This window comes from Xylophilus sp. GOD-11R (assembly GCF_033546935.1).
GTDB lineage: Bacteria > Pseudomonadota > Gammaproteobacteria > Burkholderiales > Burkholderiaceae_C > Xylophilus.
The window spans coordinates 3,873,823-3,887,998 of record NZ_CP137854.1 but is presented as its reverse complement, the minus strand read 5'-3'; the positions used below and the strand labels follow the sequence as shown (position 1 = coordinate 3,887,998).

Genomic DNA, 14,176 nt, shown 5'->3' with positions numbered 1-14,176 from the left:
CTTTCGCGCGCGAGATGCTGGTCGCGGGCGGCGGCATCGCCGGCCTGGCCACTACGCTGGCCTGTAATCGCGCGGGCTGGAGGGCGCGGGTGTTCGAGCGGGCGCCGCTCTTCTCGGAGGTGGGCGCCGGGCTGCAATTGGGGCCCAACGCCACCCGCATCCTGCACGGCTGGGAGCTGGCTGATGCCTTGCAGGAGGTCGCTTTCTATCCGGAGACGCTCGCCGTGCGCAGTGCATCCGATGGCGGCGTGCTGGCCTCGATGCCGCTGGGTGACGAGGTCGCGTCGCGCTATGGCGCGCCTTATGCCACTTTGCATCGGGCCGATTTGCACCGCGTGCTGGCCGGCGCTGTCGAGGCGAGCGGGGAGGCGGTGCTGCACCTGGGCGCCGAGGTCGAATGGGTGGAGCAGGGCGGCGACGTGGTTCGGCTCGCGTGGCGAAAGACCGAAAAATCTTGCGAAGTCGAGGGCGACGGTCTGGTCGTGGCCGACGGCGTGTGGAGCGTGCTGCGCCGTGCGGTGGTCGGCACCGACACCGCGCCCCGACCGACCGGGCATTTCGCCTGGCGCACGCTGATCGACCGCTCGACTTTGCCGCCGGGCTCGCGGGCCGAATACGCCGGGGTGACGGTCTGGCTGGGGCATCGGTTGCATGTGGTGGCATACCCGGTGCGGCGGGGCGAACTGCTGAATCTGGTGGTCCTGGCCGAAGGTGTGCCGGGCCTGCAGGTCGCAGCGCCCGCCGACTGGAACGCCGATGCCGGTCCGGGCGAGGTGGCGCAACTGCTCCACGGTGCGCATGGTGGCCTGCGGGCGCTCGTCGAGGCCGCGCCGGGCTGGCGGCGCTGGATGCTGCACGACCGCGATCCGGTCGCCGGCCCGCCGATGCTGGCGGCGGGCCGTGTGGCGCTGGCCGGCGATGCCGCGCATCCGATGCTGCCCTACCTTGCGCAAGGCGCGGCCATGTCGCTGGAAGACGCGGCCGAACTCCAGCGCGTGCTGGCCATGCAGATCGACAACGCGGGTGTGTGCCTAGCCCGCTACGCCCTCAACCGCTGGGAACGCGTGGGCCGGGTGCAATCGCGCGCGCGTCGGCAGGCGACCATCTTCCATGCGGCCGGGCCGCTGCGCTGGGGGCGCGATGCAGCACTGCGGCTGGCCGGCGGCCGGTTGCTCGACCAGCCCTGGCTCTGGGGCGCCGGCCGCTAGCGGCCCCACCTTTCGTCGGCTCGGCTACCGACGGACGGCTATGCTTGCCGGCGTGTCTTCGCCCGTTTTCCTGCGCCGCATCGCCCACCTCGACATGGACGCGTTCTTCGCGTCGGTCGAGCTGCTGCGCTACCCTCAGCTCAAGGGCTTGCCGGTGGTGATCGGCGGTGGGCGCCGGCCGGTGGACGGTGCGCTCGTCACTCCGGCGGACGGGCGGCCGCTGGACGAGATTCCGGTGTCCGAATTTCCGATCCTGCGCGACTACGTCGGCCGGGGCGTGGCCACCACGGCTACCTACGCCGCGCGGCAATTCGGCGTGGGCTCGGCGCTGGGGCTGATGAAGGCGGCCCGGCTGTGTCCGCAAGCGATTCTGTTGCCGGTGGATTTCGACCGGGTACGGCATTTTTCACGCACCTTCAAAAGCATCATCACCGGCATCGCGCCGCGCATGGAGGACCGGGGCGTGGACGAGGTCTACATCGACTTCACCGACGTTCCCGGCGGCCAGCGCGAAGGCGGCCGGGTGCTGGCACGGCTGATCCAACGCGAGATCTTCGACGCCACCGGCCTCACCTGCTCGATCGGCGTGGCGCCCAACAAGCTGCTGGCCAAGATGGCGAGCGAATTCGAAAAGCCCAACGGCATTTCCATCGTCCATGAAGCCGACCTGCAGTCGCGCATCTGGCCGCTGCCGGCCCGCAAGATCAACGGCATCGGGCCAAAGGCGGATGCGCGGCTGGAGACCTTCGGCATCCGCACCATCGGCGAGCTGGCGGCGCAGAGCCCGGACTGGCTGGTGGAGCAGTTCGGCCGATCGACCGGGGCGTGGATGCATGCGGTCGCCTGGGGGCGCGACGACCGTCCGGTGGTGACCGAGAGCGAGCCGGTCTCGATGAGCCGGGAGACCACCTTCGAGCGCGATCTGCACGCGGTGCGCGACAAGGCCGAGCTGGGCCGCATCTTCACGGCGCTGTGCGAGAAGGTCGCGGCCGACCTGCAAAAGAAGGGCTACCGCAGCAAGACCATCGGCATCAAGCTGCGGTACGACGATTTCCGCATCGCCACCCGCGACCAGACGGTGGAGGTGGCGGTGGACGACGCGGTGCGCATCCGCCGGCTGGCCGGGCAGTGTCTCAAGCGGGTGCCGCTGGAGCGCAAGCTGCGGCTGCTGGGCGTTCGTGCCGGCTCGCTGGTGAAGGCCGACGAGGTGGATGCGACGACGCCCGATGCGGCCGCTCCCGGCTTCGAGAAGGGCTATACGCCGGCGCTGTTCTAGTCGCCGTCGACCGGCCGCTTCCCGCTGCCGCAGATGCCGGCGTCCTACATGCCGGCGCCGGGCGTGGGGCTACACCCTGGGCATTTGCCGGTGATCCGTCCATGACCCTGCACGCCAGCGCCAACGCTTCCACTTCCGATGCTTCGACCGTGCCGGCTCCCGCGCCTCTGCCCGGCGGCCTGCTGTATGTCAGCCCGCTCATGCCGGGCATGACGCGGGTACGGTCGGGCAAGCGTTTCGCTTATCGGCGGGTCGATGGCGCGCGTGTCTCCGACCCCGAGGAAATACGCCGCATCGACAGCCTGGCGATACCGCCGGCCTATTCGCAGGTGTGGATCTGCCCGCTGGCCAATGGCCATCTGCAGGCCACCGGGCTGGATGCGCGGGGTCGCCGCCAATATCGCTACCACCCACAGTGGCGGCTGCTGCGCGACGAAGGAAAGTTCGAGCGCATCGAGGCCTTCGGCCGGGCGCTGCCGAAGATCCGCGCCCGGGTGGCGCGCGACCTGCGCGTGGTGCGCGGAAAGGCGCCGTCGCGCACCGTGGTGCTGGCCACGCTGGTGCGGCTGCTCGACACCACCTACCTGCGCGTGGGCAACGAGGAGTACGCCGAAAGCAACGGCTCCTATGGCCTGACGACGCTGCGTTCGCCGCACGCCGGCGTACGCGGCAGCGTGCTGACGTTGAAGTTTCGCGGCAAAAGCGGCGTGATGCAGGAGGTGCGGCTCGACGATCCCAAGGTGGCGCGTGTGGTGCGCGGCTGCCAGCAATTGCCGGGCCAGGAGCTGTTCCAGTACGAGGACGAAGAGGGCGAGCCGCATCGTCTCGGCTCGTCCGAGGTGAACGACTATCTGCGCGAGGCGGCCGGCCAGGATTTCACCGCCAAGGATTTCCGTACCTGGCACGGCACCGTGCAGGCCCTGGAGTTGACCCGACTGGCCTGCGGCGGCCATGGGGAGGCGGCTTACAGCGCCAAGGCGGTGCTGGCCGAGGTGGCGCGCCAGTTGGGCAACACGCCGGCGGTCTGCAAGAAGTCGTATGTGCACCCGGCGGTGCTGGAGGTGGGGTCCACGCTGGCGCGGGGCGCGGAGTCCGACCTGCTCGGCTTCTGGCAGCGCGTGACCGGCAAGCAGAAGACGCCGCGCCGCCTGCACGTCGCCGAGCACCGGCTGCTGGGTTTTCTGCGCGAACACCGCAAGAACTTGCGGCGCGAACTGCGTCGGCAGGTCAAGAAAACGGCTTGAACATCGCCGGTGCCGCTGGATCCGGCAATGGCGTCACGGCAGGCCGGCCGAGCGGCGCGCCTACTGCTCGGCAGGCTCGCCGAGCGTGACGTGATCGCTGCCGATCTGCACCGGCCAGTGCAGGTCGTCGGAGAGCCATTGCAATGCCTGAGCGTCGATGGCCATCTGGCGTCGCGCGGGTTGGTGGTCGCCGGGCAGGCTTGGCACGATGGAGCGGGACTGCAGCTTGAGGCCACTGCCGTCGGTGGTGACGGTGATGGCGCTCGGGCCGTCCGCGTTGTCCTGCAGGTAGCCCAGCACACCGAGCACCATGAAGAGCGTGCGCGCCGGCTGCAGCTGCGGCCAAGAGGCGGGAGCGTCGATCTCGGTGGTTTCCAGCACGACGCCGGCCAGGTCGAGCATGGGGCGCGCCAGGTGCAGCGCGGCCTGTATGGCCGGCGTGGGCGTGGCGCGGTCGGCGCTTTCGATGTCCCAGCGGGCAAGGGTGCGGATCGAAATCAACAGCTGGTTGAGCTGCTCGTCGGTCTGCTCCATGCGCTTGAGGCACTGGGCCGGGTCGAAAGGCGTGGCGGCGATGTAGCGCTTGAGCACTGCGTTGCCCATGCGGGCGACCGACAGGGGGCCGGCCATGTCGTGGCGCAGCGCGGGCAGAACGCGCATGAAGAGCTCGTGCCGCACGCCAGCGGCCAACCACGCGGCGCCGTCGGTACCGCTCATGATTTGGCGGCCACGCCGGCGAGGATGCGTTCGAGCTTCTCGAAGTCGACGGGTTTCTGCAGGAAGTGGTCGAACACCGCCATTTCGTCGCTGCCGTCGGAGGCCAGGCCGGTGACGGCGATGACCATGGGTGCCGGGCCGTCGGCCGCCAGATCGCGCAGTTGGCGCGCGAGGTCGGTGCCGTGCACGTCGGGCAGGGTCAGGTCGACCAGGTAGACGCCAGCGCGGTCGGCGCGGGCCATGTCCAGCGCCTGCTGGCCGGTGAAGGCGCAGCGCACGGCGTAGTCCTGCATTTCGAGCAGCTCCTGAAACAGCTCGGCGGCTTCGCGGTTGTCGTCGACGATGAGGATATTGAGGGTCACGGAGAGACCTTAAGCGCGTCAGCGCGGTGTTGTGCCTGCGTCAGCGGCAGGCGAACGGTGAAAACGACCTGCGGCTCGTCGAAAGAATAATCGATGCTGCCGCCGTGGCCCTGCACGATCTGATGCGCGATGTAGAGACCCAGGCCCAGGCCGGTGCGGTTGCGTTCGTTGCCGAGCGACTGCCGCTTGAACGGGTTGAAGAGTGTGCCGGCAAACTCGGCCGGAATGCGGTCGCCGAGATTGCGAACCTGCAGCTCGACCGCATCGCCCTGCGCCCGCATGCGCACCACCACCGGCGCGCCGGGCGTACCGTGGTGGCGGGCGTTGCCCACCAGGTTGGTCACGACCTGCGCCATGCGGTCGGGGTCGATCTCGGCCTGGAGCGTCTCGTCGAGGTCGCGCTCGAAGTTGATGCCGGGATGCGCCACGGCGGCTTCGTCGAGCAGGTCGTTGACCAGTGCGGCCATCGGCGTGCGTTCGAATCTCAGGCCCAGGCCCAGGCCGCCCTGCAGCCGCGACATGTCGAGCACCTGGCTCACCAGGCGTTGCATGCGACTGCTGGAGGACTGGATGCGCTGGCCGATGCGGCCGCTTTGCTGTTCGGGGGCCTTTTCCAGCACGCGCGCGGCCATGCTGATGGAATGCAGTGGGTCGCGCAGGTCGTGGCCCAGCACGGCCAGCAGCTGGTTGCGGGCGCGATTGAGTTCGCTCACCCGCGCGGCGGTGGCGCGGCCCATTTCGTCGATGAGTTGGCGGGCGATGGCCAGGTGCGTCGCATCCCAGGGTTCGGAGGTGCCGTGAACCGTCTCGCGCCACAGGTCGAACGAGCCACGCGGGGTGAGGCGCGGGCCGTTGGGGCCGTGGCCGTAGTGCTTGTCGGGTTTGCCGCCCCAGTTGATGGTCTCGACCTGCTCCTTGCGCAACAGCACCAGCCAGCTGTCGGCCGTGGGGGCGAAGCGCAGGGCCAGCATGCCGCACCAGATGTCGAGCATGGGGTGCAGGTAGGCCGGAAAATCGGCGAGCGTGTGAACCGTGACCAGCGAGGCATTGGTGTCGGGATGGTGGCTCAGCCAGCGGGTGAGGGCCCGCGTAATTTCGGCCGGCACCTCGCCTTCGACGGCGATCTTGCTACCTTCGGCGATGAAGGCCGAATGCGCGTCGAACAGCCGCACGAGCATCGAGACATGCGGCAGCAGTGCATTGATCGGGTCGTCGGTGTGCAGCAGGTCTTCGACCATGCGCGCGCGAAGGGTGGCGGCTTCGGCGATGCGATCGGCCTGGGTGCGGGCGAGCAGGGTGTGCACGTTGGCCGCGAGGATCTGGGCGATGACGTCGCAGGCCATGCGCACTGAAAACGGCACCTGGCGCGGCGTCATGTGGTGACAGGCGATCATGCCCCACAGCTGTCCCTGGACCACGATGGACACGCTCATGGATGCACCGACACCCATGTTGCTCAGGTACTCGATGTGGATCGGCGAGACCGCGCGCAGCACCGCATGGCTCATGTCGAGCGGCGCGCCTTCGGCATCGCCCGACTCGACCGCGACGGCGGCTGAATTCACGTCGGCGATCATGCGCAGGGTGTTGACTACGTACAGCCGCCGCGCCTGGGCGGGGATGTCGCTGGCCGGATAGCGCCGGCCGAGGAAGGGCTCCAGGCGCATGTCACGGGCTTCTGCCACGACCTCGCCGCTTTCGTCCGGCCGGAAGCGGTAGGCCATCACGCGGTCGAAGCCGGTGAGTTGGCGAATGTCCTCGGTAGCCATGGACAGCAGGTGCTCCAGCGAACGCTGGCGCTTGAGCCGGTCCATGGCGCGATGGGCCTTGAGCGCGAAGCTGTTCAGCGCGTCGGCATCGGCGTCGCGCCGCTCGAGCTCGAGCACGAGGTGCCCGCCCGACTGGTGCAGGATGAGGTCGTAGGTGGCACCGGGCAGCGCGATCTCGCTGGACATCGGCAGGAGCGCTTCGCGAGCGTCCGTGGCGAAGGCATCGGCCAGCAGTGAATGAATTTCCACATGGCCGCCCAGATGGTGCGGCGACAGGGTTTCACCGAGTGCGGGCACATCGTTCAGCATGGCCACGGCGTTGACGCTGCGAAAACACAGGCGCCGCTCGGCGTCGAAGGCCAGCATCAGCCCGTGCGACTGGATGGCGCCTGGGATGTGGATGGGTTCACGGTCGCAGCTCTCCAGCGTGACCCGGGCGGCCTGGTCGTGGCCTGATGCAGCGTTCATGCGAAAGCTCCCGCCCCCTCGAAGCGCGAGGCGAGGTCGTCGAAGGCCCAGCAGGCGCCGGCGCAGGCGGCTTCGCAGCCGGCAGTCGTGACGACGGCGGCGCGCAGTGCTGCGGTGAAGCGAGGCCAGGCGCCCGGGATGCCGCCGCCCTGCAGGTATCGCAAGGCAAGTGGCGCCAGAGGTTCACGCAAGCGCCGGTACAGCATCTGGCCGCCGAGCTGGGAGCCTTCGACGACGTAGGCCACGCCCCAGCCGAAGCCGGAAGGCACCGAGGCGGGAAGTGGTTCGCCGGGAACATTCGGCACCGATGGCGCCGCGAGTTCCGCGAGGTCGGCGTCGATGCGCTGCAAACGTGCCTGCTGGCTGGCGATCCAGTCGGCCGGCAGTTCGGATGCGGACCACGCTGCGCGGTCGATTTCGGCCAGCCACGCACGGACTACGGTCAGGTGCAGGGCGTAGTCGGGAAGGCCGGCGCTTTCGCCGGCAATGGGCAGCTGGCTGTCGAGCCGGGCGTGCCGGTCTGCGGTGGCTGCGCGCAATGTCGCCAGTACGTCCGGCGCTGCGGAATCCGGAAGACTCGGGATTGGCAGCGTTGGGGAGGACATTGACGGAGGCTGGTGGAACATCAACAAATCAGTGTATCAGCGCGGCTCATGGGGTGAGCATGTCTAAAGACACAGTGCTGGCGTGCTTTTCCCGCATGCATCGCTACTGGCGGGCGGTGCGTGCGTTGCCGGGCAAGGCTTGCGGATGGCTGGTGCGAAAAGGGTTGATGTCGAGCCCGCCGCGACGGGTGTAGCGGGCGAACACCGCCAGCTTCACCGGGCGGCAGCGGCTCCAGATGTCCATGAAGATCCGCTCGACGCACTGCTCGTGAAATTCGTTGTGGTTGCGAAAGCTGATCAGGTAGCGCAGCAGGCCGGCCTGGTCGATCTGCGCACCGCTGTAGCGCACCTGCACGCTGCCCCAATCGGGCTGGCCGGTGACCAGGCAATTGCTCTTGAGCAGGTGGCTGACCAGGGTTTCGGTGACCGGTGCCTCGTCGACTGCTGCCGACAGGTATTCGGGCGCCGGGGTGTAGCGGTCGCAGTCGATGTCGAGGCGGTCGAGGCTGAGGCCTTCCAGGCCGGCGACCCGCTCACGCTCGAACTCCTCGGGCAGCACGAGGCGGACGCCGACCGTCGACGCCTGTGCGGCACCGCGCCACACGGCCTCGGAGATGTCCGCGCGGATGCGCGCGCGGACCTCGTCGGCGCTGTCGAAGCGGCTGTCATTGAAGCTGTTGAGATAGAGCTTGAACGACTTGCTCTCGACGATGTTGGGTGTTTCGCACGGCACGGTGATGTGCGCCAGCGCCACCTGCGGCTTGCCCCGGGTGTTGAGCCAGCTCAGCTCGAACGCGGTCCAGAGGTCGGCGCCGAAGAAGGGCGGCTCGCCGGCGATGCCGATTTCGGCGCGCTTGCCGGCGCGCGGCAGCGGGTAGAGCAGGCTCGGGTCGTATTGCGTGGCGTAAGGCGCGGGCTTGCCCAGCAGGGAATGTTCGGGCGTGTTGCTCTCGAGGATGGTCATGTGAATTCGCGCTCGCGCAGCCATTTGGTGGCGATCCACTTCTCGCCCTCGATGACGGGGCAGCCGCCGTGCAGGGTGCGTGTGGCCGGATGCGGCCGGTCGTAGCTGAAGAAGACGGCATTGCCGCGCTTGGGCGCGACGGTGAGGTTGATGTCGGGAAAGACGGTGCCACCGCCGCGCGCCGGCTCGTTCAGGTAGATCACCAGCGTGGCGACCCGCTGGCCGCCGCGCTTGAGGATGGTCGGCGTGCCGGGTTCGGTCGGATCGAAGTAGTCGTAATGCGGCTTGTACTCGGCCCCGGGCGGGTAGTGCAGCACCTGCAGGCCTTCGCCGTTGATGACCGGCCAGCGCACCAGTTCGGCGATGCGGCGCTCCAGCGCCTGCACCACCGGTGTTTCACCGCGCGAGAAGAACATGCCGTCGCTGGTGCGGTCGGCGTTGATCTCTTCTCCGCCGGTCTTGATGGCGACGGTAAGCGAGCGCTTCATGCGCGGCGAGGCTTCGGCGATGAGGGCGTCGCATTCGGCGTCCGACAGCAGGTTTCCGAACACCACCACGCGAGGCGAGGTCATGACCTGCAGCACGTGCACCTGCCGGTCGCCGACGTCGATGTAGAGCGGCGAGTCGTCGAGGGCGGGCATCGGTACTTCGACGCCGTCCGGCATGTCGCTGCCGGTGCCGTTGCCCGTGGCCTGCGCGAGGTGGCTGCGCAGGGTGGCTTCCATGGCGTGGGCCGCGGTGTCCTCGCGCCAGCCGGCGTCGATCATGGCCTGCAGGATCACCGGCGCAGCGAAGCCGGCCTCGGCCTGGTCGATGATCCACCGCCGCAGTTCGGGCGTGACGGCCTGGGTGGTGGAAGGGGTGTCTGTCGTCGTCATGGCTGGCGAGAATAGTGGTGGCTGCCGCCGAAGTCGTATCAGACCGTCTTGCGTCGGAACACCAGGCGATCGGCGCCGGACGCGGCGGGGTCGAAACCATACCCCTCCAGGTCGAAGCCCTGCAACTGTTCGGGTGTCTGCAGCCGGTTCTGCACCGCGTAGCGCGCCATCAGGCCGCGCGCCCGCTTGGCGTGGAAACTGATGATCTTGTAGGCGCCGCCTTTCCATTCCTGAAACACGCATTCGATGACACGCGCCTTGAGCACGGCGGTGTCGACGGCGCGGAAATATTCCTGGGAGGCGAGGTTGATGACGACCGGCGTCTTGTCGGCGCGCAGCTGCCGGTTGAGGTGGTCGGCGATCTGCCGGCCCCAGAAACGGTAGAGATCGGTCGCGCCTTCGGTAGCCAGGCGAGTGCCCATTTCGAGCCGGTAGGGCTGCAGGCGGTCGAGCGGGCGCAGCACGCCGTAGAGCCCCGAAAGAATCGCGATGTGCTGCTGCGCCCATTCGAGCTCGTCGCCCGACAGGCTGGTGGCGGCCAGACCTTCGTACACATCGCCGTTGAAGGCCAGCACCGCCTGCTTGGAATTCTTGGTGGTGAAGCGCGGCGACCAGGCCTGGTAGCGCGCCACGTTCAAGGCCGACAACGCGTCAGACAGCGACATCAGCGATGCGATCTGCTGCGGCGACTGCTTTTTCAGCACCTCGATCAGCTGCTGCGACTGCGGGATGAACTGCGGCGTGGTCGCCGGCAGGTCCGCCGGGGCAGGGGTTTCGTAGTCGAGCGACTTGGCGGGGGAGAGCAGGAAAAGCATCGCGTGCGAAGAGAGGCTGGACGGGTGCATCGAGGAACGCACCCTGGAACGAAAAACGCCCGCCACGAAGGCGGGCGTCGGACGGCGAATTGTCGCCGCGACCGGCTTAGTTCTGCTGCTGTTGCTCGAACGGCAGCTTCATGGCGGCGAGGTCACGACGGGTTTCCACCAGCACCAGCGGGCCGTCGTCGAGCACGACCGCCGGCGGGCGCTCGCGCGGCACACGGATCGGCTGCGGCTCGGCGGCCATGGCGGCCTGCGCGGCGGCGATCTTCTCGCTGTCGGAGTTGACCCACTGCAGGCCGCTGCCTTCGGCGACCTTGACCAGCTCTTCGACCGGCAGGACGAAGCGGGCCGGTGCGGGGGCGGCGATCGGCGCGGGTGCGGCCTGCTCGACCGGAGCCGGAGTGGGAACCGGTGCGACGGCCAGAGCCGGGGCTTCGGTCAGCGACATCGTCGGCGCAGTCGTTGCGGCTACCGATGCTTCGACCGGAGACACGACAGGCGCTGCGACTTCGGTGACCGGCGCGACCGCGCTTTCGGCCGGCAGGGCATCGGCGCTGACGGACGGTTCCTGCTGGCGCAGTGCGCGTTCGCCACGTTCACCTCGCTCGCCATGCTCGGAGCGTTCGCGACGCGGACGCGGTGCGCGGGCGGCGGGCGCCGGTGCAACCGGATCGCTGTCGACGGGTGCCGTCAGGTTGGCGGGCTCGGCCGGCTCGGCGACCGGTGCCGGGGCACGGAACGCATCGAAGATGCCGCCCTGGGCCGGTGCCGCGTGCTCGGCGGCATCGGATGCCTGCGCGGTATCGCCGTTGTCGAGCGGTGCGCGTTCGGCGCGGTCGTTGCGGTCACGGCGTTCGCGGCCATAACGGTCACGCGAACGACGCGGGCGTTCGCCGTCCGGCGTGGCGGCCGGGGCAGTGTTGCCGTCTGCTGGGGCGTCGACACCGGCTTCGGTCGTCGGGGCGAGAGCGCCATCGGCCGATGCGTCTTCCGGCAGGGCCTGGCCTTCGGTGCGGGGGCCTCGCGAGCCACGGCCGCGTCCACGGCCGCCTTCGCCTCGTTCGCCACGCTCACGACGCGGTGCTTCGTCGCGGCGCGGTTCCTCGGTCACCAGGGCGGCGTCGGGTCCGACCGCGCCGAGGGCTGCGGCGTCGGCCACAGCTTCCGGTGCGGGCGCCAGGCGCTCCGCATCGCGCGGGCCACGGCCGGCAGGGCGGCCGCCTTCGCGCGGCGGACGATCACCGCGCTCTGCGCGATCGCCGCCACGGGGTGCACGGGTTTCGCCGCGTTCACCACGCTCGGCGCGTTCGCCACGGTCCGGACGCTCGCCGCGTTCGGTCCGTTCCGAGCGCTCGGTGCGTTCTCCATTGGCGCCGGCACGTTCGCCGCGCGGCTCGCCACCGCGGCCTTCGCCTGGGCGGCCGTCACGGCGGCCGCTGCGGCCTTCGCCCCGGTTCTCGCCACGGCCTTCGCCGCGTGCGTCACGTCGGCCGCCGCGTCCGCCGCGACGGTCGTCGGCCGCAGCCGCAGCCGCTGCCGGCGCAGGCGCTGCGACCGGTGCGGGCGCCGGTGCCGGCTCGGCGTTGAACAGTCCCTTGAGCCAGGCCCAGAAACCGACTTCGACCGGCGCTGCGACCGGCGCGGGCGCGGCCACGGGCGCCGGTGCCTGCGCCACCGGCGCGGCAGGACGTGCGACCGGCTGCGGCGCGGGTGCATCGGGCAGCACACCCTTGATGACCGGCGTCTGCCGGTTGGTCGGCTCCTGCGAGCGGCGAGTGATGGTGGTCGGGTCTTCGACTTCCTCGGCGAGCGCGTAGCTGGCCTGGATGCTGTCGAGACGCGGATCGTCGTGCTTGAGGCGTTCGAGCTTGTAGTGCGGTGTGTCGAGCGACTTGTTGGGCACCAGCATCACATTGACGCGCTGCTTGAGCTCGATCTTGGTGATTTCGTTGCGCTTCTCGTTGAGCAGGAAGGACGCCACTTCGACCGGGACCTGCACATGGACCGCGGCGGTGTTGTCCTTCATGGACTCTTCCTGAATGATCCGCAGCGTCTGCAGCGCGGAGCTTTCGGTGTCGCGGATATGGCCGGCGCCGCCGCAACGCGGGCAGGGAATGGAGGAGCCTTCAGACAGCGCGGGCTTGAGGCGCTGGCGACTCATTTCCATGAGGCCGAACTTGCTGATGGTGCCGAACTGCACGCGGGCACGGTCCTGGCGGAGCGCGTCGCGCAGGCGGCTTTCCACCTCGCGACGGTTCTTGCTCTCGTCCATGTCGATGAAGTCGATGACGATCAGGCCGCCGAGGTCGCGCAGGCGCATCTGGCGGGCCACTTCGTCGGCAGCTTCCAGGTTGGTGCGGGTGGCGGTTTCCTCGATGTCGCTGCCCTTGATGGCGCGTGCGGAGTTGACGTCGATCGAGACCAGCGCTTCGGTGTGGTCGATGACGATGGCACCGCCCGAGGGCAGCTGCACGGTGCGGGCGTAGGCCGATTCGATCTGGTGCTCGATCTGGAAGCGGCTGAACAGCGCGGCGTCGTCGCGGTAGCGCTTGACCCGGTTGGCATGCTCGGGCATGACGTGCGCCATGAACTGGTGCGCCTGCTCGTAGATGTCGTCGGTGTCTATCAGGATGTCGCCGATGTCGTGATTGAAGTAGTCACGGATGGCGCGGATGACGAGGCTGGATTCCTGGTAGATCAGGAAGGCGCCCTTGGCACCCTTGGACGCGCCTTCGACGGCGGTCCAGAGCTTGAGCAGGTAGTTCAGGTCCCACTGCAGTTCGGGCGCCGAGCGGCCGATGCCGGCGGTGCGGGCGATGATGGACATGCCGTTGGGGTATTCCAACTGGTCCATGTTTTCCTTGAGCTCGGCCCGATCCTCGCCCTCGATGCGGCGCGACACGCCGCCGCCGCGCGGGTTGTTGGGCATGAGCACCACGTAGCGGCCGGCCAGGCTGATGAAGGTGGTGAGGGCCGCGCCCTTGTTGCCGCGCTCTTCCTTCTCGACCTGGACCAGCAGCTCCTGGCCTTCGCGGATCACTTCGTTGATGCGGGCCTGGCCGGCGGAGACGCCGGGGGCGAAATACTGGCGGGAGATTTCCTTGAACGGCAGGAAACCGTGGCGGTCTTCGCCGTAGTCGACGAAACAGGCTTCGAGCGATGGCTCGACCCGGGTGACGACGGCCTTGTAGATGTTGCCCTTGCGCTGTTCGCGCCCTTCGATCTCGATCTCGTAGTCGAGGAGCTTTTGTCCGTCGACGATGGCCAGGCGTCGTTCTTCCGACTGCGTGGCATTGATGAGCATCCGCTTCATGAGGCGTACCTTTTTCGTATCAGTGGTCACCGTCGCGGCGCGCCTGGAAATGGTGGCGAGCTTGCCGTGCCGGTGGACCGGAACATGCCCTGGATGGGCCAACGATGCTGAATCGACGCCTGAAACGAACGGGGAATAGCCGTGAAAAACCGCGAAAGCTGCGAGCTGGTCAGCTCGGGCGACGGGGTGGGGGCTCGTGGATGGGTGCGAGGAACGGACGCTGCCGCGCGGGTGCGGCAGGGTGGGCGCCTTCGGCCCACACGATGGTCGGGGCAACCACCCACGCACCCGACGGCGGTGGCATCAGCCAACGCAAGAGGGTGGAAAGCAGTGCCATCAACACGGGGAAGTCTCGCTAGATCCGCCGACCGGCGGCGGCCAAATGGGGCTCGACGCGGGCCGGTTTGGTATTCCGGTTCGGGTGTTTCAAGGAGTCGGCTCGCCCGGCGAGTTTGGGGGGCGATGCACTGAATGAAGAGTGCGATCGTTCCGGCAAAGCCGCAGGTGGCATCGACCTGCCGCGGGGCCGCTAAAGGGAGGCTGGACTAAAC

11 protein-coding genes are annotated in these 14,176 nt (G+C 68.7%); 3 read left to right on the top strand and 8 right to left on the bottom strand.

Annotated elements, in window-relative coordinates; genetic code table 11:
* Positions 1–14: 14 nt before the first annotated feature.
* The 3 genes from R9X41_RS18035 to R9X41_RS18025 all read left to right on the top strand — a co-directional run bounded on the left by R9X41_RS18035 (position 15) and on the right by R9X41_RS18025 (position 3,728).
* A complete protein-coding gene (locus R9X41_RS18035; protein WP_318635267.1) occupies positions 15–1,208 on the top strand; it encodes an FAD-dependent monooxygenase in 1,194 nt (397 codons plus the stop codon).
* A gap of 40 nt (positions 1,209–1,248) precedes the next feature.
* Positions 1,249–2,484 (top strand): Y-family DNA polymerase, encoded by a 1,236-nt coding sequence (locus R9X41_RS18030; protein WP_318631818.1) that lies wholly within the window; start codon positions 1,249–1,251, stop codon positions 2,482–2,484.
* Between the two features lie 101 nt (positions 2,485–2,585).
* On the top strand, positions 2,586–3,728 hold the full coding sequence (locus R9X41_RS18025; protein WP_318631817.1) for a DNA topoisomerase IB: 1,143 nt from the start codon (positions 2,586–2,588) through the stop codon (positions 3,726–3,728).
* Positions 3,729–3,788: 60 nt separating this feature from the next.
* On the opposite strand, the gene R9X41_RS18020 is transcribed toward R9X41_RS18025, so the two are convergent.
* The 8 genes from R9X41_RS18020 to R9X41_RS17985 form a co-directional block, all read right to left on the bottom strand.
* Positions 3,789–4,445, bottom strand: coding sequence for a sensor histidine kinase (locus R9X41_RS18020; RefSeq protein ID WP_318631816.1), 657 nt, complete (start codon positions 4,443–4,445; stop codon positions 3,789–3,791).
* On the bottom strand, positions 4,442–4,807 hold the full coding sequence (locus R9X41_RS18015) for a response regulator (RefSeq protein ID WP_318631815.1): 366 nt from the start codon (positions 4,805–4,807) through the stop codon (positions 4,442–4,444). Before R9X41_RS18015 ends, R9X41_RS18020 begins: the two co-directional genes overlap by 4 nt.
* A complete protein-coding gene (locus R9X41_RS18010; protein ID WP_318631814.1) occupies positions 4,804–7,044 on the bottom strand; it encodes an ATP-binding protein in 2,241 nt (746 codons plus the stop codon). Before R9X41_RS18010 ends, R9X41_RS18015 begins: the two co-directional genes overlap by 4 nt.
* On the bottom strand, positions 7,041–7,649 hold the full coding sequence (locus tag R9X41_RS18005) for a biliverdin-producing heme oxygenase (RefSeq protein ID WP_318631813.1): 609 nt from the start codon (positions 7,647–7,649) through the stop codon (positions 7,041–7,043). Before R9X41_RS18005 ends, R9X41_RS18010 begins: the two co-directional genes overlap by 4 nt.
* A 103-nt stretch (positions 7,650–7,752) precedes the next feature.
* The gene (gene queF, locus R9X41_RS18000; RefSeq protein ID WP_318631812.1) at positions 7,753–8,613 is read right to left on the bottom strand and encodes an NADPH-dependent 7-cyano-7-deazaguanine reductase QueF; all 861 of its coding nucleotides are present in this window, start codon (positions 8,611–8,613) and stop codon (positions 7,753–7,755) included.
* Entirely contained in the window at positions 8,610–9,491 is an 882-nt protein-coding gene (locus R9X41_RS17995) for a 2OG-Fe(II) oxygenase (protein WP_318631811.1), read from the bottom strand. Before R9X41_RS17995 ends, queF begins: the two co-directional genes overlap by 4 nt.
* Positions 9,492–9,529: 38 nt before the next feature.
* Positions 9,530–10,306, bottom strand: a complete 777-nt coding sequence (gene yaaA, locus R9X41_RS17990; protein ID WP_318631810.1) for a peroxide stress protein YaaA — start codon at positions 10,304–10,306, stop codon at positions 9,530–9,532.
* Positions 10,307–10,412: 106 nt separating this feature from the next.
* Positions 10,413–13,625 carry an Rne/Rng family ribonuclease gene (locus R9X41_RS17985; RefSeq protein WP_318631809.1) on the bottom strand — a complete coding sequence of 1,071 codons (3,213 nt, stop codon included), beginning with the start codon at positions 13,623–13,625 and terminating at the stop codon, positions 10,413–10,415.
* Positions 13,626–14,176: the final 551 nt, after the last annotated feature.